At 69.3% G+C, this 20,852-nt stretch carries 18 protein-coding genes; 8 read left to right on the top strand and 10 right to left on the bottom strand.

Going from position 1 to position 20,852, the window contains the following annotated elements; genetic code table 11:
- The first annotated feature begins 83 nt into the window (after positions 1-83).
- On the top strand, positions 84-2,879 hold the full coding sequence (gene secA, locus ACP2AH_RS07555; RefSeq protein ID WP_425105232.1) for a preprotein translocase subunit SecA: 2,796 nt from the start codon (positions 84-86) through the stop codon (positions 2,877-2,879).
- A gap of 9 nt (positions 2,880-2,888) precedes the next feature.
- Positions 2,889-3,287 carry a nuclear transport factor 2 family protein gene (locus ACP2AH_RS07550; protein WP_425105231.1) on the top strand — a complete coding sequence of 133 codons (399 nt, stop codon included), beginning with the start codon at positions 2,889-2,891 and terminating at the stop codon, positions 3,285-3,287.
- 13 nt (positions 3,288-3,300) lie between these two features.
- On the opposite strand, the gene ACP2AH_RS07545 is transcribed toward ACP2AH_RS07550, so the two are convergent.
- From ACP2AH_RS07545 to ACP2AH_RS07530, 4 genes are all read right to left on the bottom strand, one after another.
- Complete coding sequence (locus tag ACP2AH_RS07545; protein WP_425105230.1) at positions 3,301-4,914, bottom strand: L,D-transpeptidase family protein; 1,614 nt, start codon at positions 4,912-4,914, stop codon at positions 3,301-3,303.
- Positions 4,915-5,148: 234 nt separating this feature from the next.
- Positions 5,149-6,102 carry an acetyl-CoA carboxylase carboxyltransferase subunit alpha gene (locus ACP2AH_RS07540; RefSeq protein WP_421699890.1) on the bottom strand — a complete coding sequence of 318 codons (954 nt, stop codon included), beginning with the start codon at positions 6,100-6,102 and terminating at the stop codon, positions 5,149-5,151.
- A gap of 116 nt (positions 6,103-6,218) precedes the next feature.
- Positions 6,219-7,187 (bottom strand): site-specific tyrosine recombinase XerD, encoded by a 969-nt coding sequence (locus ACP2AH_RS07535; protein ID WP_425105229.1) that lies wholly within the window; start codon positions 7,185-7,187, stop codon positions 6,219-6,221.
- Entirely contained in the window at positions 7,184-7,327 is a 144-nt protein-coding gene (locus tag ACP2AH_RS07530) for a hypothetical protein (RefSeq protein WP_018387451.1), read from the bottom strand. The genes ACP2AH_RS07535 and ACP2AH_RS07530 overlap by 4 nt, the downstream gene beginning before the upstream one ends.
- A gap of 210 nt (positions 7,328-7,537) precedes the next feature.
- Between ACP2AH_RS07530 and ACP2AH_RS07525 the strand changes: the two genes are divergently transcribed.
- The 3 genes from ACP2AH_RS07525 to ACP2AH_RS07515 are packed head-to-tail and all read left to right on the top strand — an operon-like array spanning position 7,538 to position 10,551.
- Complete coding sequence (locus tag ACP2AH_RS07525; RefSeq protein ID WP_421699887.1) at positions 7,538-8,128, top strand: shikimate kinase; 591 nt, start codon at positions 7,538-7,540, stop codon at positions 8,126-8,128.
- Positions 8,125-9,264, top strand: a complete 1,140-nt coding sequence (gene aroB / locus ACP2AH_RS07520) for a 3-dehydroquinate synthase (protein ID WP_425105228.1) — start codon at positions 8,125-8,127, stop codon at positions 9,262-9,264. The genes ACP2AH_RS07525 and aroB overlap by 4 nt, the downstream gene beginning before the upstream one ends.
- Before the next feature lie 9 nt (positions 9,265-9,273).
- Entirely contained in the window at positions 9,274-10,551 is a 1,278-nt protein-coding gene (locus tag ACP2AH_RS07515; RefSeq protein WP_425105227.1) for an HlyC/CorC family transporter, read from the top strand.
- Between the two features lie 28 nt (positions 10,552-10,579).
- On the opposite strand, the gene ACP2AH_RS07510 is transcribed toward ACP2AH_RS07515, so the two are convergent.
- On the bottom strand, positions 10,580-11,266 hold the full coding sequence (locus tag ACP2AH_RS07510; protein WP_425105226.1) for a hypothetical protein: 687 nt from the start codon (positions 11,264-11,266) through the stop codon (positions 10,580-10,582).
- Positions 11,267-11,392: 126 nt separating this feature from the next.
- Positions 11,393-11,698, bottom strand: a complete 306-nt coding sequence (locus ACP2AH_RS07505; protein ID WP_244375111.1) for a BolA family protein — start codon at positions 11,696-11,698, stop codon at positions 11,393-11,395.
- Between the two features lie 236 nt (positions 11,699-11,934).
- Between ACP2AH_RS07505 and ACP2AH_RS07500 the strand changes: the two genes are divergently transcribed.
- The 3 genes from ACP2AH_RS07500 to cobT all read left to right on the top strand — a co-directional run bounded on the left by ACP2AH_RS07500 (position 11,935) and on the right by cobT (position 15,685).
- Positions 11,935-12,555: a J domain-containing protein gene (locus tag ACP2AH_RS07500; RefSeq protein ID WP_421699882.1), complete on the top strand. Its 621-nt coding sequence runs from the start codon at positions 11,935-11,937 to the stop codon at positions 12,553-12,555.
- A gap of 50 nt (positions 12,556-12,605) precedes the next feature.
- Positions 12,606-13,592, top strand: a complete 987-nt coding sequence (gene cobS, locus ACP2AH_RS07495) for a cobaltochelatase subunit CobS (RefSeq protein WP_425105225.1) — start codon at positions 12,606-12,608, stop codon at positions 13,590-13,592.
- A gap of 101 nt (positions 13,593-13,693) precedes the next feature.
- The gene (cobT, locus tag ACP2AH_RS07490; protein ID WP_425105224.1) at positions 13,694-15,685 is read left to right on the top strand and encodes a cobaltochelatase subunit CobT; all 1,992 of its coding nucleotides are present in this window, start codon (positions 13,694-13,696) and stop codon (positions 15,683-15,685) included.
- 402 nt (positions 15,686-16,087) lie between these two features.
- Here cobT and ACP2AH_RS07485 read toward each other — a convergent pair whose 3' ends face one another.
- From ACP2AH_RS07485 to hemC, 4 genes are all read right to left on the bottom strand, one after another.
- On the bottom strand, positions 16,088-17,701 hold the full coding sequence (locus tag ACP2AH_RS07485) for a heme biosynthesis protein HemY (RefSeq protein ID WP_425105223.1): 1,614 nt from the start codon (positions 17,699-17,701) through the stop codon (positions 16,088-16,090).
- Positions 17,698-19,077: a COG4223 family protein gene (locus ACP2AH_RS07480; RefSeq protein ID WP_425105222.1), complete on the bottom strand. Its 1,380-nt coding sequence runs from the start codon at positions 19,075-19,077 to the stop codon at positions 17,698-17,700. The genes ACP2AH_RS07485 and ACP2AH_RS07480 overlap by 4 nt, the downstream gene beginning before the upstream one ends.
- Before the next feature lie 95 nt (positions 19,078-19,172).
- Positions 19,173-19,865: a uroporphyrinogen-III synthase gene (locus ACP2AH_RS07475; RefSeq protein WP_425105221.1), complete on the bottom strand. Its 693-nt coding sequence runs from the start codon at positions 19,863-19,865 to the stop codon at positions 19,173-19,175.
- Positions 19,866-19,876: 11 nt separating this feature from the next.
- Positions 19,877-20,806: a hydroxymethylbilane synthase gene (gene hemC / locus ACP2AH_RS07470; RefSeq protein ID WP_425105220.1), complete on the bottom strand. Its 930-nt coding sequence runs from the start codon at positions 20,804-20,806 to the stop codon at positions 19,877-19,879.
- Between the last annotated feature and the right edge of the window lie 46 nt (positions 20,807-20,852).

Raw genomic sequence — 20,852 nt, 5'->3', positions numbered from 1 at the left:
GCCCGCAGCTTGCTCAAGAGGATGTGGCGGCCCGTCACCGCCCGTCCGACACCTGCCCTTGGCGGACTCGGATTGGAAGTCTCATGTTCGGCGCTCTCGCGCGAAAGCTCTTCGGATCGGCCAATGACCGCCGCGTGCGCGGTTACCAGCCCAAGATCGCGGCCATCAACGCGCTCGAACCCGAGGTCAAGGCGCTCTCCGACGAGGCGCTGCGCGCCCGCACCATTGCCTTCCGCGAGCAGTTGGCCAAGGGCGCGAGCCTTGACGACCTGCTGGTGCCCGCCTTCGCCACGGTGCGCGAGGCGGCGCGCCGGGCGCTCGGGCAGCGGCATTTCGACGTGCAGCTGATCGGCGGCATGGTTCTGCATGAGCGCGGCATCGCCGAGATGCGCACCGGCGAAGGCAAGACGCTGGTGGCCACCTCGCCGGTCTATCTCAATGCGCTGACCGGCAAGGGCGTGCACGTCGTCACCGTCAACGACTACCTCGCCAAGCGCGACGCCGAATGGATGGGGCGGGTCTACCGCTTTCTCGGCCTCACCGTCGGCATCATCCATCACGGCATGGACGACAATGAGCGCCGCGCGGCCTATGCCTGCGATGTGACCTACGCCACGAATAACGAGCTCGGCTTCGATTATCTGCGCGACAACATGAAGTACGAGCTGAACCAGATGGTGCAGCGCCCGCACTTCTACGCTGTGGTCGACGAGGTCGACTCGATCCTGGTCGACGAGGCGCGCACGCCGCTCATCATCTCCGGCCCGCTCGACGACCGCTCGGACTTCTACAACACCATCGACACCTACATCCCGAAGCTGTCGAAGACCGACTACGAGGTCGACGAGAAGCAGCGCTCCGTCGCCATGACCGAGGCCGGCATGGAGAAGATCGAGACCCTGCTGCGCGACGCCGGCATTCTCAAGGGCGAAAGCCTCTACGACATCGAGAACGTCTCGGTGGTCCACCACGTCAATCAGGCGCTGCGCGCCCACAGCCTGTTCCAGCGCGACAAGGACTACATCGTCCGCAACGGCGAAGTCGTCATCATCGACGAGTTCACCGGCCGCATGATGCCGGGCCGGCGCTATTCGGAAGGTCTCCATCAGGCGCTGGAAGCCAAGGAGCGGGTGCAGGTCCAGCCTGAGAACCAGACCCTGGCCTCCATCACCTTCCAGAACTATTTCCGCATGTATGAGAAGCTGGCCGGCATGACCGGCACGGCCAATACCGAAGCGGCGGAGTTCCAGGACATCTACAACCTCGAAGTGGTCGAGATCCCGACCAACCTGCCGGTGCAGCGCATCGACGACGATGACGAGGTGTATCGGACGGCGGGCGAGAAATACAACGCCATCATCGACCTCATCACCGACTGCAAGACCCGGGGCCAGCCCGTGCTGGTGGGCACTACCTCGATCGAGAAGTCGGAACTGCTGGCCGAACTGCTGAAGCAGCGCGGCTTCAAGCAGAAGGACTTCTCCGACCCCGACGCCTTCCGCCCGCTCTATGACGGAGATCAGGGCACGGCGGACGACAAGGTGTTCGCGGTGCTGAACGCCCGCCACCATGAGCAGGAATCCTACATCGTCAGCCAGGCCGGCGTGCCCGGCGCCGTCACCATCGCCACCAACATGGCCGGCCGCGGCACCGACATCCAGCTCGGCGGCAATGCCGAGATGCGCATCACCCACGAACTCGGCGACATGCCGGAGGGCGAGGAACGCACCGCCGCCGAAGCCCGCATCCGCGACGAGATCGCCAAGCTGAAGGCGAAAGCGCTGGAAGCCGGCGGGCTCTACGTCATCGGCACCGAACGCCATGAGAGCCGACGCATCGACAACCAGCTGCGCGGCCGCTCCGGCCGACAGGGCGACCCCGGCCACTCGCACTTCTTCCTGTCGCTGGAAGACGACCTGATGCGCATCTTCGGGTCGGACCGGCTCGACGGCATGCTGCAGAAGCTCGGCCTCAAGGAGGGCGAGGCGATCGTCCATCCCTGGATCAACCGCGCGCTGGAAAAGGCGCAGCAGAAGGTCGAGGCACGCAATTACGACATCCGCAAGAACCTGCTGAAATACGACGACGTGATGAACGACCAGCGCAAGGTGGTGTTCGAGCAGCGCGTCGAGCTTATGCAGGACGAGGACGTCGCCGAGACGGTCGCCGAAATGCGCCACGGCGTCATCGAGGACATCGTCACCAAGCATGTGCCGCCCAATGCCTATCCCGAGCAGTGGGACACGGACGGCCTTGCCGAGCAGTTGCAGCGCGTGCTCGGCCTCGATCTGCCGGTCAAGGAATGGGCGGCGGAGGAAGGCATCGCCGACGAGGAGATGCGCGAGCGCGTGCAGCGCCGGGCCGATGAGGCGATGGCGCTGAAGGCGGCCAAGTACGGCCCCGACATCATGCGCTATGTCGAGAAGTCGATCCTCTTGCAGACGCTGGATCACCTCTGGCGCGAGCATCTGGTGACGCTCGATCATCTGCGCCAGGTCATCGGCCTGCGCGGCTATGCCCAGCGCGACCCGCTGAACGAGTACAAGTCGGAAGCGTTCCAGCTGTTCGAGGCCATGCTCGCCAATCTGCGCGAGGCAGTCACCGCCCAGCTGATGCGCGTCGAGGTGATGTCTGCGCCGCAGACCGACGACATGCCGCCCATGGCGCCGCACCATATCGACGCGGCGACCGGCGAGGACGAGTTCGCGCTCGCCGACGCCGAAATCGCCGCCGCGGCGACGCTGGCCCCGGCTTTCGACGCGGCGACGCCGAACCGCGATCCGAACGATCCTTCCAGCTGGGGCCGGGTCGGCCGTAACGAGGCCTGCCCCTGCGGTTCGGGCCTGAAGTACAAGCACTGCCACGGCAAGTTCGTCTGAGGCTGGGCGATGGGTGACGGGGGGCAGGGCGATCTCAATGACGACCTGCACCGCGTCGCCGCCGCCGAGCAGCGCCTGCGCGACGCCGCTCTCGCGGGCGATGTCGCCGCGCTCGACGCGCTGCTGGCCGACGATCTGGTGTTCGTCAACCAGTTCGGCCATGTGCTGAGCAAAGAGGACGATCTCGACCTGCACCGCACCGGCGCCTTCCGGCTGGAGCGGCTGACCTTTTCCGATTATCGGCTAAGCCACCTCGCGCCCGGGCTGGCGCTCGCCGTGTTGCGCGCCGATGCCACTGGGACGGCGGGCGGGGCGCCTTTCGAGGCAAGGCTGCGCTTCACCCGCGTCTGGCGGCGTGAGGTTTCGGGTTGGCGGGTCGCAAGCGCCCACAGCACCCCGCTCGCCTGAAGCCCTTGGGACCTTACTGAACCGCTGAGAAGCTACCCGGCGCCAGAATGCCAGCAGCACCCGGCAGGGTCTGAACCGTACCGGGCGTCGTCGCCGAGCCGGACGACACCACCGAAGGAGCCGCAGCGGCGGCGGCAGGTGCCGGCGGGTTCGCGCGCGTTGCAGCCTGCGGTGCGGGCGCCGCTGTCGCTTGGCGCGGCACGGGCGGGCGCACCGGGGGAACCGGCACGTCGGCGATCGGCTCGGCCGCCGGAACCGCCTCCGCCGGCGGCGCGCTGCCGCCGAAGAGGTTCTTCAGGCTGTCGAGAAAGCCGCCATTGCTGCCGGCATCGAGCGCGGCCAGCTGCGGCAGCGGCGCGCGTTCCGGGGGCCGGGCTTGAGCGTCGGCGGCGGCAGACGGCGCGCCGCCGGCCTGCGGCGGGGTCGGCGCCGAAGTGGAGGGCGCCGCAGCCACGGCCGGGGGCGCGGAGGCCGTCTGTGCGGAGGTCAGGCCGCCGAACAGATTGTCGAAGAACCCGCCCGTGCTAGGCGCAGCGGCAACAGCGATGCGCGGCCCGCCCGGCGCATCGTCCGGACGCGGCGCCGGCAGCGGAACGGCGGCAGCTTCGGTCACCGTGTCGGCGGTGGCGAGCGCGATGCTCTCCGCCGGCGCGGGCTCGGTGGTGGAGACGCCATAGTCGCTTCCCGGTGGCTTCACCACCGGCGGCAGCGAACCCGGCGCGGGCAATTCGGGGTTTTCCAGCTTGGCGAGGAACACCTTGTGCATGCCGCCATCCTTGCCGGTCTTGACCGGGGCGACGGGCTGCAGCGCGCCGGCGCTGGCGATCTTGGTGCTGACGTCCTTCTGCCGGGCGGCGACTTCTTCCTCCAGCCCTTCCGGCATCGTGTAGTCCGGGCAAGGCAGGCTCGCCTGAAGTTTCTGGTTGGGGTCGACCGGCGTGGCGTTGAATACGTAGCGCTTGCCGCAATAATCCACCTTCGGCGGCGCCTTGGTGATCTCGAACACGTCGCTGCCTTCCTTCAGCATCTTCCAGAAGGCGAGGTTCGGGTTGTTGCGGTGGCGGACCAGATTGTCCGTGGTCATGCGGAACGGATAGGCCTGCACCTGGAAGGAGCGCTGCCCGCCATAGAAGCTCTCGCGCCCGAGCGCGAAAATCTCCTGCACCTGCTCGTCGGTCATGGCGTAGCAGCCGCGCGAGGAGCAGTCGCCATGCACCATCAGATTGCTGCCGGAGCGGCCCCAGGCGCGGTCATAGGCATTGGGAAAGCCGAGGTCGAAGGCAAGGTAATAGCTGGAATTGGGGTTCATCTGGCCGGGGGTGATGGCGTAGAAGCCCTCCGGCGCCTGCCGGTCGCCTTCCCGCACCTTCGGCCCCAATTCGCCGGACCAGCGGCAGATCGGGTAGGTCTTCAGCAGCGCATACTCGCCGCTGGTGGTTTCCTTCCAGACCTCGAGCTCGGATTCTTCCTTGAAGATCCGCACCACGATCGGGCTCGACTTGGTCATGCCCTTCTGGTCGATCAACGCCAGCGTCTGCGGGGAGAGGCTCTTGCTCGCCTTCGACATGGGCGAGGAACCGTCGCCGCCATTGCAGCCGGCCAGCGCCAGCGCGGTGCAGCCCGCCAACAGGGCCGCGCGCCAGCGCGCACCGAGTCTCCGGTCACGTGCTTGACGCGAGAGGCTCGAAATGGCCTGAAACCTCAACCCCGGTATCTCCCCGAAACCGCAGCGCACAAGGCGCCCGCGCCAAGCGTTATACCGCGTCCGGGGCCGGCGCAATCCCACCGCGCATGACGGTCGATCACAGCCCGGCGAGGCCGGCCGCCGGCGAGCCGATCGCGTCGGCACGCCCGCGTCCGCTCAGAGGTTGCGGCCGATGGCCAGGAACTTCTCGCGACGGGCCTTGCGCAGCGCCGCCGGCTCCATTCCGTCCAGTTCGCCGAGCGCGGCCTCGATAGCGTCGCCCGTGGCGCGCATCGCCGCCTCGGGGTCGCGGTGGGCGCCGCCGGGGGGCTCGGGAATCACGGAATCGATGACATGGAAGCGCAGCAGGTCCTGCGCGGTGATCTTCATGTTCATCGCCGCTTCCTGCGCCTTGGCGGTGTCGCGCCAGAGGATCGAGGCCGCCCCTTCCGGCGAGATCACGCTGTAGATCGAATGCTCCAGCATCAGCACCCGGTTGGCGGTGGCGATGGCGATGGCGCCCCCGGAGCCGCCCTCGCCGATGATGACGGCGACATTGGGCACGCCGAGCGACAGGCAGGCATCGGTCGAGCGGGCGATGGCCTCGGCCTGGCCGCGCTCCTCGGCGTCGAGGCCGGGAAAGGCGCCGGCGGTATCGACCAGCGAAATGACAGGCAGCGAGAAGCGGTCGGCCAGTTCCATCAGCCGCACCGCCTTGCGGTAGCCCTCGGGCCGCGCCATGCCGAAATTGTGCTTGATGCGGGTTTCGGTGCTGGAGCCCTTCTCCTGCCCGATCAGGCAGACGGCGCGGCCGCGAAAGCGGGCCAGGCCGCCGAGAATGGCGTGGTCGTCGCCGAACTTGCGGTCGCCGGCCAGCGGGTCGAACTCCTCGAACAGCGCCGAGGCGTAATCGGAGAAGTGCGGGCGCAGCGGATGGCGCGCCACCTGCGTCTTCTGCGAGGGGGAGAGATTCGCGTAGAGCTGGAGCAGCGCATCGCGCGCCTTGCCTTCCAGCCGCGCGATATCGTCGCCAATGGCGACCGCGTCGCCCTGCGCCGCCATGGCGCGCAATTCTTCCAGCTTGGCCTCGAGTTCGGCCACGGGCTTCTCAAAATCGAGGTAGCTGCGCATTGGAAATGATTGAACCGGCTCACGGGAAAGGGGGGCCACCCGGAAGGACGGCCCGCGAAATCGGGCGGAAGCTGCCCCGAGAGGGTGGCGACGTCAAGGCAGGCGCGCATCTGCGCTCAATCGCCGCTGCCCTCACTGAGCGGATGCAGGTCGCGCACCAGGCTTTTCAGCCGCTCGTCCAGCACATGGGTATAGATCTGCGTCGTCGAAATGTCGCTGTGGCCGAGCAGCGTCTGCACGATCCGCAGTTCCGCCCCATGCGCCAGGAGATGGCTGGCGAAGGCGTGGCGCAGCACATGCGGCGACAGCCGCGCCGGATCGAGCCCGGCGGCTACAGCGAGGTCTTTAAGGTCCAGCGCCACCTGCTGGCGGGTGATGTGCCCGCTCGCCGCGCCGGAGGGAAAAAGCCAGCGACCGCGTTCGGCCTGAACCTTCCGCCCGGCCCGTTCCGCCCGCTCCGCCGCGACCCTGTCCAGTGCCGCACGATAGGCGGACATGGCGGCATGCGCCGGCGGGCCGAGCGGGACCAGCCGCTCCTTGTTGCCCTTGCCGCGCACGATGATGGCGTCGCCGCGCGCATTCGCCGCCGAAGCCGGCAGGGCCGCAAGTTCGGACACACGCAGACCCGTCGCGTAGAGAAGTTCCACGAAACACGCGGTGCGCGCCCGCCGCGCGGCTTCAGCAAAGCTCGCCACCGCTTCGCCGGCCCGCTCATGGGCGGTGGCGATGAGACGGCTCACCTCCTCCTGCGACAGCACCTTAGGCAGCGGCCGGCTGCGGCGGGGGCCTTCGAGCACGGCGGCGGGATCGTCGCCGCGATGGCCCTCGGCATAGAGAAAGCGGTGGAACTGGCGCACGGCGGAGAGCTTGCGCGCCACGCTGGCGCTGGCGAGGCCGCGGGCGGAGAGCGCAGCAAGCCACCCACGCAGATCGGCGGTGGTGGCGCCGGCGACATCGCGGCCCTGCGTCGCCAGGAACCCTTCATAGTCTTCCAGGTCGCGCTGATAGGCGCTGAGCGTGTTCGCTCCCGCGCCTCGTTCGGCGGCCATCATGTCGAGAAACAGCTGCGCCCCGCGCGGGCTCATTTGGCGAACCGGTCGGGCGGCACCACGATGCTCATCTCGCGCATCTGCGGCTTGACCAGCGTGGCGAACGCCCACAGCGTGCCATAGCCGATGCCGCCGAGGATGCCGAGAATGACGAGAAGGCGAATGAGGCTCGGCATGGTTGAGCAGGCCCTGCACGATTCGAAAGGGGTTCCGCCGATCCTAAGGCCGTTCGGCGCGCCGGTGGAAGCCGGCGGTATCTTGCTCACCCTGCCATCTCTGTCTGAACGGAGCGTTACAGCGCCGCCACACGCGCGCACGGGCGGCGCTCGCATTGCGTCACCTCCGCGCTGATGATAGTCCGCGCTTGAGCGAGCGAGCGCAGGGCGATGACGGCGGAACCCGAACAGGACGAGAAGGCGGAACGGCTGCGCACGCTTCTGGGTGCGCGCTCCGTCGTGCTCGTCGGCATGATGGGCGCCGGCAAGTCCTCGGTCGGCAAGCGCCTCGCCCGCCGCCTCGCTTTGCCCTTCGCCGATGCCGATACCGAGATCGAGCAGGCGGCGGGGATGACCATTCCGGAGATTTTCGCCCTGCGCGGCGAGCCGGCCTTCCGCGACGGCGAGAAAAAGGTGATCGCCCGCCTGCTGGAAGCCGGGCCGATGGTGCTCGCCACCGGCGGCGGCGCCTATATGAATGCCGACACCCGCGCCGCCATCGCCGCCAACGGCATCTGCGTCTGGCTGAAGGCCGAGCTTGACGTGCTGCTGCGCCGCGTGCGCCGGCGCGACGACCGGCCTCTGCTGAAGAACGACCCGGAAGGCACGCTGGCCCGGCTGATCGACCAGCGCTACCCCGTCTATGCGGGGGCAGACCTCACCGTCGTGTCGCATGACGTGCCGCAGGAAGTGATGGTCGACACGGTGATCGAGGCCCTGATCGGCCATCTCGCCGCGCCGGGATCGGGAGACGAGACGTGAACAAGCAAGCCACCCCCTTGGCCGCCGACCGCACCCAGCTCAACGTCGGGCTCGGCGAGCGCTCCTATGACATCGTCATCGGCCCGGGCCTTCTGGCGGAAGCCGGCGCGCGCATCGCCGCGCTGCGACCGGGCGCGCGGGTCGGCATCGTCACCGACCGCAACGTTGCCGACCGCCATCTCGGCGTGGTCGAGGCCTCGCTGCGCGAGGCCGGCCTGACCCCAACCCCGATCCTCGTCGAGCCCGGCGAGAAGTCCAAATGCTTCGCCGTGTTCGAGCAGGTGGTGGACGCGCTGCTCGCCGCCCGCATCGAGCGGCGCGACCTCGTGCTGGCGCTGGGCGGCGGCGTGGTCGGCGATCTCGCCGGCTTCGCGGCGGCGGCACTGCGCCGTGGCGTCGATTTCGTCCAGGCGCCCACCAGCCTGCTAGCGCAGGTGGACTCTTCGGTCGGCGGCAAGACTGGCATCAATTCGCGCCACGGCAAGAATCTGGTCGGCGCCTTCCACCAGCCGATTCTCGTGCTCGCCGACACGGGTGCGCTCGACACGCTGCCGCTGCGGGAGTTCCGTTCCGGCTATGCCGAGGTGGCGAAATACGGGCTGATCGACAACGCCCCGTTCTTCGGCTGGCTGGAGCGCCGCTGGGAAGCGGTGTTCCGCGGCGGGGCGGAGCGCATCGAGGCCATCGCCACCAGCTGCGCCTCCAAGGCCGCCGTGGTCAGTCGCGACGAGAAGGAGACGGGCGACCGCGCTTTGCTCAATCTCGGCCACACCTTCGGCCATGCGCTGGAGGCGGGCGCCGGCTTCTCGCAGCGCCTGCTGCATGGCGAGGCGGTGGCGGTGGGGATGGCGCAGGCCTTCCGCTTTTCCGCCGCGCAGGGCCTGTGCGCTGCTGCGGATGCCGAGCGGGTGGAGACGCATCTGCGCACGGTCGGGCTGCCGACGCGCATCGCCGACATTCCCGGCGCCCTGCCCGACACGGACGGGCTGATGGACCTGATCGCGCAGGACAAGAAGGTCTCGCGCGGCGCGCTTACCTTCATCCTCGCGCGCGGCATCGGCCAGAGCTACATTGCTCGGGATGTTGATCCCGCGCAATTGCGCGGCTTCCTTGAGGAGGAGCGCCGGGGCCGCTAAGAAGGGCGCATGACCCTTTATGACTGGATGGCCCTCGGCGCCGTCGTCCTCTGCCTCCTGCTGTCCTTCTTCTTCTCCGGCAGCGAGACCGCACTGACGGCCTCCTCCAAGGCGCGCATGCACGCGCTTGAGAAGAACGGCGACGCCCGCGCCGCGCTGGTCAACCGGATGATGGCGCAGCGCGAGCGGCTCATCGGCGGCATCCTGCTCGGCAACAACCTCGTCAACATCGGCGCTTCCTCGCTGGCCACAGGGGTGCTGCTGGCCTGGTTTGGCTCGGCCGGCATCGCCTATGCGACGGTGGGCATGACCGTCGTCGTCGTCATCTTCTCCGAGGTGCTGCCCAAGACCATCGCCATCAACCATCCCGACCGTGTGTCGCTGCTGGTGGCCGGGCCGATCCGCTTCATCGTCGGCCTGTTCGGCCCGCTCACCCTGGCCATCGAAGCACTGGTGCGCGCGCTTCTGCGCGCCGTGGGCGTGCCGCTGGGGGCCACCACCAACGTGCTCTCCGCCTCGGAGGAACTGCGCGGCGCGGTCGACCTGCTGCACCGCGAGGGCAGCGTGGTGAAGGACGAGCGCGACATGCTCGGCGGCCTGCTCGATCTCGGCGAGCTGGAAGTCTCCGACATCATGGTCCACCGCACCAAGATGGCGAGCCTCAACGCCGACACGCCGCCGGAGCGGATCGTGCAGGAGGTGCTGGCCTCCCCGCATACGCGCCTGCCGCTGTGGCGCGAGCGCCCGGACAACATCATCGGCGTGCTGCACGCCAAGGACCTGCTGCGCGAGTTGATGGCGCTCGGCAACGACACGTCAAAGCTCGACATCGAGAAGATCGCCCGCGCGCCGTGGTTCGTGCCCGATGTGACCTCGCTGCCGGACCAGCTGAAGGCGTTCCGGCGCCGCAAGCAGCATTTCGCCCTCGTGGTCGATGAGTATGGCGAGGTGATGGGTCTGGTGACCCTGGAGGACATTCTGGAGGAGATCGTCGGCGACATCTCCGACGAGCATGACCGCGCCTTCACCGGCGCCCGCCGCAACCCGGACGGCTCGGTCAGCGTCGAGGGCTCGGTGCCGATCCGCGATCTCAACCGCGCCATGGGCTGGCACCTGCCGGACGAGGAGGCGACCACCATCGCCGGCCTCGTCATCCACGAGGCCCGCATCATCCCCGAGCCGGGGCAGGCCTTCATGTTCCACGGCTTCCGCTTTCAGGTGATGCGCAAGCAGCGCAACCGCATCACCCTTCTGCGCGTCTCCGCGCTGCGGCGGGCGCAGGGGTAATCCCTCCGCCGCCGAGCGGGATCGCGGATCAGCCCTGTGCGCCTCGCTTGGCGTCTCTCTTCGCCTGCGCGGCCTTGGTGCGTTGCGACACGCGGCCGACCTTCCCGGGATGAACGGAGGTGCGCCGGCGTCGGCTCGCGATAACCTCCATGCCCTCATCCGCCCGCGCCGCGCCGGGAGGCGTGCTGACGAAATTCTCCCGGCGCATCGCCTGCGCCTTTTTGGCGATCTCGGCCTGGCTCGGACGGGCGGCGAACTCGGCCCGGCGCTCGATCTCGCGGTTGAGACGCTTCACCGCCGCCGCGAACACCTGCTTGCGGCGGCTCGGCCGTTCATGCGTGCCGGGAAAGCTGCCGCCGCGCGGTTCCGCCTTGCCGCGTGAGATGCGCCGCTTCTCCCAGGCAAGGGTACGTTCCTTTGCGTGCAGGTCGCGCAGACGCTTGCGGGTCGACAGGAGATCGTCGTCGGATACGTCATAGAGTTCAGGATGATGAGTGAGGCGAACGACCTCATATTCGTCGCGGCTGATCAGGCTGCGCTCGGCACGACCCGCAATCGACATGAATATCTCCTCCATACACCGAAACATTTTGCGAAGCCGGAGGCCGTACCCGACCGATCTACAGTGCAGGCGGTGGATACGACCTCGGCTCCATTGGGCATATGGAAGAGACAAATGGGAAATCAAGAAAATGAACGCAGAGACGGCGCCCATAGGCGCCACGCTCTGCCGAAAACGTTAGGGAAGCGCCATCGGAGACAGACCTTACGCCGCTCTGGAAAAACGTCGCCGGCTCCCCATATCGGCGAAGCTTTCCTCTCCGGCGCGATGATCCGGCCGCTACTCGCCCGGCGCCTTGGCCTCGATGGCGAGGGCGTGCAGGCCACGCGCCAGTTCGTCCGCCAGCAGGCCGTTCACCAGACGATGCCGCGCCAGCCGGCTCTGGCCGGCAAAGGCCTGCGCGACAATCCGCACGCGAAGATGCGTGAGCTGACCGGGACGATGACCGCCATGACCTTCATGCCGATGACTCTCATCCTCGAGTTCGAGAACGCTGGGCGAGAGTTCGGCCAGCGCCGCCCGCACGCGGGCCAGCCTCTGGGAGATCGCATCGTCGGTCGGCAGCGGGGGAACGGGCGTGCTCATGCCCGATGCGGTACGCCCGCCGCCTAGCCGCGTCAACAGCCCGGCGCGGCATCTGCCGACCCGATTGCACCGCAATCGCGGCGCACACTTGGCGGTTCTGCACCGTATAAGGCGCGGGGTCGCATCGTTCCCGCTGCGTCGTGGGGCCCCTGCCGCCCCGGAATGATGCGGCGGGGGCGGTGACGAACCCGCGGTTTCTTGTATACCTGCTCCAGCAACAGCATAATCGTCGGACCATGAAGCTCGACTCCCCCCTCTTCGATCGCATCCGGGTGAAGCCCGACCGTGATCGCCGCCTGAAGGCGGAAGGCCCTACCTGTGAATGGGAGGGCTGCTGCAATGCCGCGACTCACCGGGCGCCCAAGGGCCGGCAGATGGAAGGGCAGTTCTGGCGCTTCTGCTTCGAGCACACCCGCGCCTACAACCAGTCGTATAATTATTTCGCCGGCATGGGCGACGACGCCGTCGCCGCCTATCAGAAGGACGCCGCCACAGGCCATCGCCCGACCTGGAAGATGGGTTCCAAGGGCGGCGCGGCGCGGGCAGCCGAGCACGCCAAGCGCCACGCGACGGAGAATATTGGCGATCCCTTCGGCATGTTCGGCGAGGTCGGCGGCCGGGCGCGACCGGAGCCGGAGGCCCCGCGCGAAAGCCGGATGATCCGCAACGCCGAGCGCCGCGCCTTCGAATCCCTCGGCGTGGAAATTTCCGCCACGCCGGAGGAGATCAAGGCCCGCTTCAAGGTGCTGGTTAAGAAATACCATCCCGACGCCAATGGCGGCGATATTTCAACCGAGGACCGTCTGCGCGACGTGATCCAGTCCTATAATCATCTCAAGAACGCGGGCTTCTGCTAGGGAAGCGCGTGCCAGACCAGCCCGCGCGCATGCGCGGCAACGGAGGAAGAATGACCGCCCCGCTCACGCAAGCGCCCGCGCTGCCGGACATGAAGGTCTCTGTTCGTCAGGTGTTCGGCATCGACGTTGATCTCGAAGTGCCGGCCTATGCCGAACCGGACGCCTATGTCCCGGAGATCGACCCGGACTATCTGTTCGACCGCCCGACCACGCTCGCCATCCTCGCCGGCTTCGCCCATAACCGCCGGGTGATGGTTACCGGCTATCACGGCACCGGCAAATCGAGCCATATCGAGCAGGTCGCCGCCCGGCTCAACTGGCCCTGCGTGCGCGTGAACCTCGACAGCCATATCAGCCGTATCGACCTGATCGGCAAGGACGCCATCGTGGTGAAGGAAGGCCTTCAGGTCACCGAGTTCCGCGACGGCATCCTGCCCTGGGCCTACCAGAACAATGTCGCGCTGGTGTTCGACGAGTACGACGCCGGCCGCCCGGACGTCATGTTCGTCATCCAGCGCGTGCTGGAATCCGCCGGCCGCCTGACGCTGCTCGACCAGAACCGCGTCATCCGCCCGCACGGCGCGTTCCGCCTGTTCGCCACCGCCAACACGATCGGCCTCGGCGACACCACCGGCCTCTATCACGGCACGCAGCAGATCAACCAGGCGCAGATGGACCGCTGGTCCATCGTCACCACGCTGAACTATCTGGCGCATGACAAGGAAGTCGACATCGTCGTCTCCAAGGCCAAGAACCTGCAGACGCCGGAAGGCCGCGACATCGCCGCGCGCATGGTGCGCCTCGCCGACCTCACCCGCCAGGCCTTCATCAATGGCGACCTGTCGACCGTGATGAGCCCGCGCACCGTCATCACATGGGGCGAGAATGCCGAGATCTTCCAGGATCTCGCCTTCTCCTTCCGCGTGACCTTCCTCAACAAGTGCGACGAGCTGGAGCGCCCGCTGGTGGCGGAGTTCTACCAGCGCTGCTTCGGCAAGGAACTGACCGAATCCGCGGTCAACGTCGTCCTGTCCTGAGCGACACGCGCCCTCTCCCCGCCGGGGAGAGGGGCACCGCCCCGGCCTTTCGGGGCGCCCTCCCCTCGGGGAGCCGTGATGCCAACCTCCAAGGCAAGCCCATGTCCACGTCGAACCGCACCACCCGCACGCCGCCCAAGGAAGCACCGACCGAGCCGCTCAAGCGCGCCGTCACCGGCTGCCTGCGCGCCATTGCGGGCAATCGCGAGATCGACGTGACCTTCGGCGCGGAAAAGCCCGGCTATGCCGACGGCCGCGCCCGGCTGCCGGAGCCGGCGCGCCGCATGTCGAAGCACGACGCCGCCATCATGCGCGGCCATGCCGATTCCATGGCGCTGCGCATGGCCTGCCACGACCCGAAGATCCACCAGCGCCTGGTGCCGATGGGCGAGCAGGCCCGTGCCGCTTTCGAGGCGGCCGAGCAGACGCGCTGCGAATCCGTCGGCGCCCTGCGCATGGACGGCGTCGCTCTGAACCTCTCCGCCATGCTGGAAGACCGCTACCAGAAGGCCAATTTCGCCAATCTCGCCGACCGCTCGGACGCGCCGCTGGAGCACGCGCTCTCGCTCATCCTGCGCGAGCGCATGACCGGCATGGCACCGCCCGCCGCCGCGCGCGAAATGGTCAATCTCTGGCGCGGCTTCATCGAGGAGCACGGTTCCGCCGCCCTCGATGAGCTGGCCGGCGCCGCCGAGAACCAGGCCCGCTTCGCCGAGGCGATGCGCGACCTGCTGTCTTCGCTCGGCATGGGCGAGGACATCGCCCCCTTCGACGAGAATAACGACCCCTCCACCGAGACCGACGACAGCCGCGACGACGACAACGGCAAAGGCAGCGACAGCGAGGAAGACGAGAACGCCGAGGGCCAGACCGAGGTCGATACCGATCTGTCCTCCGACCAGAATCCGGAGGAGTCCGAGGAGCAGCAGGACCAGCCGAATTCCGAACTGTCCGACGACGCCGAGCTCGGCGAATCCGACGACGCGTCCGAACCGTGGAAGCCGGAGAACGCGGTGCCGGCCGAGCCGCGCCCGCCGGAATACCATCCCTTCACCCCGCGCTTCGACGAGACGGTGAACGCCGACGAGCTGTGCGACGCGGAGGAACTAACCCGGCTGCGCGCCCATCTCGACAAGCAGCTCGTGCATCTCTCCGGCATCGTCGCCCGCCTCGCCAACCGGCTGCAGCGCCGGCTGATGGCGCAGCAGAGCCGCGGCTGGGAGTTCGATCTCGAAGAGGGCATGCTCGACCCGGCGCGCCTGCACCGCATCATTCTCGACCCGATGCAGCCGCTCTCCTTCAAACGCGAGCGCGACACCGACTTCCGCGACACCGTTGTGACGCTGCTGCTCGACAATTCCGGGTCGATGCGCGGGCGCCCGATCACCGTCGCCGCCGCTTGCGCCGATATTCTCGCCCGCACGCTGGAGCGCTGCGGGGTGAAGGTGGAGATTCTGGGCTTCACCACCAAGGCCTGGAAGGGCGGGCAGGCGCGCGAGGCGTGGCTTTCCGCCGGCAAGCCGGGCGCGCCCGGCCGGCTGAACGACCTGCGCCACATCATCTACAAGTCCGCCGACGCGCCCTGGCGCCGCGCCCGGCGCAATCTCGGCCTGATGATGCGCGAGGGGCTGCTGAAGGAGAACATTGACGGCGAGGCGCTGGAATGGGCGCATAACCGCCTGCTGGCGCGCAATGAATCGCGCCGCATCCTGATGATGATCTCCGACGGCGCGCCGGTGGACGATTCCACCCTCTCGGTGAACCCCGGCAATTATCTCGAGCGGCATCTGCGCTGGATGATCCAGCAGATCGAGGACAAGTCCCCGGTGGAGCTGATCGCCATCGGCATCGGCCATGACGTGACGCGCTATTACAAGCGCGCCGTCACCATCGTCGACGCCGAGGAGTTGGGCGGCGCGATGACCGAAAAGCTGGCGGAACTGTTCAGCGAGCAGGGCGCGCGCGGGGGCGCCAAGGAGACCAAGGGCCGCAGTGCCGCCGCCTTCGCGCAGGCCCCGAAGGCCGCGCCGAAACCCGCCGCTCCGGCCGGCCGGCCGACGGCGACCCCGCTCTCCACCCGCCGGGTGCATTGAGCGGTAGGGCGCGGTCGCAGACCGCGCCATGGCACACCGTCACCCCGGCCGCAGCGATGCGAAGAGCCGGAATCGGGACCGCCGCAGCCCTACACGGCTCCGCTCGGCCGGCGGACATCCATGAGATGGCTTGGTCTCCGGCCCCTTGAAAGCCGGAAGGAGCGCCCCATATAGGCATCAACCCGGTCAGAACAGGGCTTCCGGCAAGTTGGCGCCTCGTCATCGCCTCGCCGGATGGAGAGCGGTCAGGACGGATGTACTCCGACCGCACTTTTACCCTCCGGCCGCTTGACGAGCGGCTGGCCTCTGACCGGTTCTCTTCGAATGAAGACAGGAAGCGCGCCCGCAAGGCGCGCTTTTTTGTTGTGGTGCGCGACGCCGGCGCGATGCGCCGGCTGCGCCTCAGACGGGATAGGGCGGGCGGGCGCCGCCCTGCTCATCGGCAAAGGACCCGCCGGGGCCGGGATCGTCCGGCAGATGCGGCATGGCGACCACGGGCGAGGCCTTCACCGCATTGTCCCCCGTCGCTTTCGCGGCGACGGGTTTGACCGGCGCCGGGGCCGGGGACGCCGCGACATCCGCTTTACCTTCCGCCTCCGGCGCCAGGCTAGCGGTGGCGCCGTCGGCCGACAGGTCGACCACAGGCCCGGCTGGCTCGGCCAGCGGGCGGCTCTCGATGGCGGCGGCGATGGCGAGCTTCACCCGCTCCGCTTCATTCTCCAGCATCGGCGTCGTGGCGAGGCCCGGCGGCAGCTTCCACTCATAGGCGTCGAGCCGGCCGGTAACCGGCGAGACCGGCCCCCAGGCTTCCGCCACCACGCCATCGGCCACCCAGGCCGGGTCGCGCTGGGCGCGCACGGCGCGGGCGGTCCATTCGCGGGCCTTGCCGACATCGCCATGCTCGCCCGCCTCAAGCTCGGCCATCAGCAGGCAGGTGCGCTGCGTCGGCGCCACCAGCAGCGGCGCCAGCGCGGTGCGCGCGACCTCATAGTCCTGCGCGTCGAGCGCGGCGCGGGCGAGTGCCATGGCGCTTTCCGGATGCGCCGGCTGGTACGCGGTGAGCGTGCGTACCCGCTTCAGCCGCTCACGCGAGGCATCGCCGGGCCGCAGATGCAGATAGGCGTCGGCGAGGTCCGGATGCGGCGTGGCGGCATAGGCCGCCTCGATGATCTTGGCCGCCTTGCGCACATCGCCGGAGGCGCCGAGCAGACGGCCGGCGATTTCGGCCGCCGGCACCAGCGTCGGGGCGAGGCGCGCGGCTTCCTGCGCCTTTTCCCGCGCGCTGGCGGGGTCGGACAGTTCGAGCGCCTGCGCCTGCGCGGCGAGCAGCACCGCGCGGCGACGTCGATGGGTGGCGCGGTCGAGCGCGCCATGCGCCGCCTCACGCTCCAGCATGGCCAGCGCCCCGGCGAAATCGCCATTGAGGCAGCGCGCCTCGATCACCGCATCCGCAGCCCAGGCGAGGCCGGGCTCGTGCCGGGCGGCTTCTTCCGCCGCCTGCAGCGCCGCGCCCTGGTCGCCGCGCCGGCGCGCTTCCACATGCAGGCCGCGCAGGCCGAGCAGCCGCGTGCCGGGCGCTTCGGTCATCGAGCGGAACACCGCCTCGGCCCCGGCAGCATCGCCGGAAAGCTGCGCCGCCTGCGCGGCGAGCAGCTTGGCGAGCGGTTCCTCGCCCAGGAGGCGCTGCGCATCATTGGCCGCCCGGCGCGCGCCTACCGCGTCGCCCGAACCCACCGCGACAAGACCGCGCGTCACAGCCGACCAGCCGCGATTGCGCCGCCGGCTGCGCCAGGAATGCGCGATGCTGTCGGGCGAGCGGACGATCAGCCGCAGCAGCGTCCACAGCAGGATCGTCGCCGCCAGCAGCGCCAGGAGGGCGCTGGCCGCGACCAGAATGCTGGTCTCGATCTGCCAGCCCTGCCAGTCGATCACCACCGCGCCGGGCCGGTCCGCCAGCCAGGCGATGCCGAACGCCACCGCGGAAAGAACGAGGAGATAGACGACGAGCCGGATCACTGGCTTGCTCCCGCGAGAGTGGCGAGCGCCCGCCGATGAAGGTCGGCGAGGGTGGTGAGCGCCGCCTGCCGGGCGTCGAGCGCGGCGAGCATGGGCTGGGCCGCGTTGCGCTCGGCTTCCGGCAGCGTGGCAATGGCGGTGCGCGCGCCCTCCGCATCGCCACGCGCCAGCGCGGCTTCCGCCTTGGCGAGATCGGCCGAGGCGGCGGCTTCATCGGAGCGGCGGATGGTGACGAGCTTCTGCGCCCCCTTCAGCAGCGTACCGACGACGCCCTCCTCCGTCGCAGCGGCCGGCGCAATCTCGGCCTTCGGCGCGGTGGCGGCGCGCAGCTGCGCGGCGAGCGCCGCATCCGTGGCATAGCCGGTGGCGGCGGCAGGCTGCAGCGCCGCCAGCGGCGCGGCCTGATCGCCGAGCAGCGGCTGCGCCGCCTTCAGTTCGGTGGCGAAGGGACGACCGGCGATCACCGCCTCGCGCAGCGTGCCGAGCACGACGATCTGCGCCGCGCCCTGGCCGCTGCTGCGCTGAGCGGCAGTGGCGGCGCCGAGCTTTTCCTCCAGCGCCGCAAGGCGGGCATTGGTGGCGTCGAGCGCGGCCGGGGTGGCGGCCGGAGCGGGCGCCGGAAGCGTATTCACCCGCTGTTCCAGCGCCTCGACCTGGCCCTTCACCGCCGCGACATCCTCGGGCGAGGCCGCCGGCGCGGCGGGGGCGGTGGCCGGCAGGGCGTCGACCTTGGAGCCGAGCGCGCCGAGCCCGCTTTCCAGCGCATCGAGCCTTGTGGCCAGTTCAGCGGGGGCGGCGAGCCCGGGCGCCGGTGTGTCGCCATTGCGCGACTCCAGCATTTCCAGCCGCTGGCGCAGATCGAGCGCGCGCGCTTCCAGCTCGGTGATCGCCTCGACATTCTGCTCGGCGCTGGAAAAGGCGGAAACGACGGCGACGGCGAAAGCAGCGCCGATCACGCCGGAAATCAGCGCAATGAGGAGCGTGCCGAACACGCCCAGCTGGCGCTTCGGCGCCGGCGCGGCCGGCGGCGGCACGGGATGCACCGGCTCAAGCGGGTCCGGCCGCGCGTCAACGGGCGCATCAGTCGACGCCGGTTCCTTGGCATCGGTGGGCGTCGCCGCAGCGTCGAGCACCGGCACCTCGCCAGCGGCGGGTGCGTCGGAACCGGTCGGGGTTTGGGTCGACGTGTCCGGCGCGGCAGCGGAAGCGGCCTCATCCGCCGGCACCGGCGCCGTGGCCGCGTCGTCGGAAACCGTCTCGCCCTCGGGCGTCACGTCGCGCGCGGAAAGGTCGAGCGTCGGCGGCTTGCGGCGCGCGGGCTTGGCCCCCGCCTCCGGCTTGTCGGTCGCGCTCTTATTGGGATCGTCTGTCGCCACGTCCTTACCTCCGCCTTGATAAAGCGCCGGGCTGGCCCCTGGTTCCGGGATAGACCGCCCGCCCCCGCGCCGCAACCTCGGGAGACTGCGATGGTTTACCGGCCGATGAGATCGAACAGCCCGTCCTCGGTCGGCTCGCGCGCGATCCGGGTCGGCCAGCCCATCGCCGCCAGCGGCTTCGCCACATTGGCGGAGAAGCACAGATGCTCGACATGGCGGAAATGCGTCGCCAGCCCCGCCGCTTCCGCCCGCCCCGCCAGCGTCGCCGCCGTCCGCGGCGAAAAATGGAAGGCCGCGTCGATCCGCCCCGCCCGCACCGCCTCCACCGTCGACGGCGCCAGGGCCTGCGCGGGCACGGTGCGGTAGATCACGAAAAGTTCGGTGGAAATGCCGGCATCCGCCAGCACCGCGCCGATGTCCACCGCCCGCTCCTCGCCGGCGATATAGAGCAGCCGCGCTCCGGCCGGCAGGCGCTCACGCAGCAACGCGCCCAGCGCCGCCCCGTCGCCGCCCGCCACATGCACCTCGGTAAAGGCAGCCGGGGCCGCCGCCGCCGTGCGCCGGCCGACGGCATAGAGCGGCAGGCCCGCGAGCGCCGGCAGTTCCGGGCGGGCGCCCAGCAGCCGGGCGCCATTGACGCTGGTCAGCGTGACCGCGTCAAAGGCGCCGGCGGGCAGACGCGCCTCGGGCAGCGGTTCCACCGTCAGCATCGGATCAACCACCGCCCCGTGCCCCGCCTCGTGCAGCCGCGTGGCGGTGGCCTGCGCGTCCGGCTGCGGCCGTGTCACCAGCACCCGCATCAGTGCGGCAGCAGATCGGCCGGAACCATGGCGCGCATTTCCTTGCCCGCCGCGATGCCGAGTTCCAGCGCGCGGTTGATCGGCCCATAGCGCACGATCTCGTAGAAGCGCGAGCCGTCCGGCGCCAGCACCACGCCGCGGAAGCGGATCTCGTCGCCTTCCACCTGCGCCAGCCCACCAATCGGCGTGCGGCAGGAGCCGTCGAGTTCGGCGAGATAGGCCCGCTCCACCCGCAAAGCGAGGCCGGTCGCGGGGCTGACCACCGGCACCACCAGCGCGTCGACGGCGATATCGCCGAAGCGGGTCTCGATCGCCACAGCGCCCTGGCCGACGGCGGGCAGGAAATCCGTCGTCTCCAGCACCGAGCTCACGCGGTCGGCGAGGCCGAGCCGGCTCAGCCCGGCATAGGCGAGCAGCGTGCCGTCGAACTCACCGCTTTCCACCTTGGCGAGGCGGGTATGCACATTGCCACGCAGCAGCGACACGTCGAGGTCCGGCCGCAGCCGGCGCAGCTGCGCCTCGCGCCGCAGCGAGGCGGTGCCGATGCGCGCGCCGGGCTTGAGGTCGCGCAGCGCCACGCCCTCGCGCAGGATCAGCGCGTCGCGCACATCCGCGCGCGGGAGGTAGCCGACAAGGTGCAGCCCGTCCGGCAGGCGCGTTGGCATGTCCTTGGCCGAATGCACGGCGAGGTCGATGCGCCGGTCGAGCAGCGCTTCCTCAAGCTCCTTGGTGAACAGGCCCTTGCCGCCGGCATCGGAAAGCGCCCGGTCGGTGATGGCGTCGCCCGTGGTGCGGATCACCTGCACTTCCACCGCCTCGTCCGGCCAGCGATGCGCCTTCAGCAGCGCGTCGCGTACCGCATGCGCCTGCCACAGGGCGAGCGGGCTGCCACGGGTGCCGAGCCGGAGTTTGGGAAGCGATTGCGTCATGCCGTCCTGCGGTGCTAGCGGTTCGTATGCGTTCAGTTCACCGGCC

This window comes from Ancylobacter sp. (assembly GCF_965249975.1).
Classification (GTDB): Bacteria; Pseudomonadota; Alphaproteobacteria; order Rhizobiales; family Xanthobacteraceae; genus Ancylobacter.
Note: the sequence above shows the minus strand (reverse complement) of the source record. Positions and strands in the feature narration are given on the sequence as shown.